The organism is Methylobacterium sp. J-088, from assembly GCF_022829295.1.
Taxonomy (GTDB): Bacteria; Pseudomonadota; Alphaproteobacteria; order Rhizobiales; family Beijerinckiaceae; genus Methylobacterium.
Genome location: NZ_JAKSYH010000070.1, coordinates 1 through 869, shown reverse-complemented (window position 1 = coordinate 869; position 869 = coordinate 1). Strand labels below are relative to the sequence as shown.

General features: G+C 70.1%; 1 protein-coding gene. It reads right to left on the bottom strand.

Features of this window, described 5'->3' with window-relative positions:
- Nucleotides 1–10 precede the first annotated feature (10 nt).
- Nucleotides 11–816, bottom strand: a protein-coding gene (locus MKK63_RS08405; protein WP_244000574.1) for an IS5 family transposase whose coding sequence is annotated in 2 segments (ribosomal slippage) — nucleotides 11–480 and nucleotides 480–816 — 807 coding nt in all. Because the reading frame shifts where the segments join, the coding sequence is not laid out codon by codon here.
- Between the last annotated feature and the right edge of the window lie 53 nt (nucleotides 817–869).

The window sequence follows — 869 nt, the reverse complement described above, 5'->3', positions numbered from 1 at the left end:
TTAAGAGCGCCTAACAGAACCGCTTGATCTGGTTGAGAGTGATGAGGCTTGCGGCGAGGCTGGTGAAGGCTTCGTAGATGTCGGCGCGTCGCTCGTAGCGGATGGGCAGGCGGCGGAAGCGGTTGAACCAGGCGTGGGTGCGCTCGACGACCCAGCGGTGACGCCCGAGCCGCTCGCTGCTCTCAATGCATTTGCGGGCGATGCGCGGCACGATCCCGCGGGCCCGGCACTCCTGGCGGCGGAGCTTGGCATCGTAGGCCTTGTCGGCGTGCAGCTTGCCGGGCCGCTGGCGTGGCCGCCCCCGTCGACCGCTCCGCAGGGGCGGGATGGCGTCGAGCGTTGGGGCCAGCATCGGGCTGTCGTGCCGGTTGGCTCCGCTCAGGCAGAAGCCGAGCGGCGTGCCGCGCGCATCGGTGACGAGGTGGCGCTTCGTGCCCGGCTTGCCCCGGTCCGTCGGGTTCGGGCCGGTGGCAGAGCCCCCTTTTTCGCCGGGACAGACGCGCTGTCTAGGCTCGCCCGGCTCCAGTCGATCTCACCTGCCGCGTGCAGGCGCTCCAGCAGAACCTGATGCAAGCGCGCCCAGACCCCCGCCTCCTGCCAGTCGCGAAGCCGGCGCCAGCAACTCATCCCGCAGCCGCAACCCATCTCGGCCGGCAGCATCTCCCAGGGCAGGCCTGAGCGCAGCACGAACAGGATACCGGTCAGCGCCGCCCGGTTCTCGATCGGACGGCGTCCGCCCTTCGGACGGGGCCGGGGCGGCGGCAGGAGCGGGGAAATCGCGTCCCAGAGATCGTCGGGCAGAAGCGGGCGTGCCATACCCACCAACGCCTGCCCAAACGATCCGTGCCCGTTCTGTTAGGCGCTCTAAG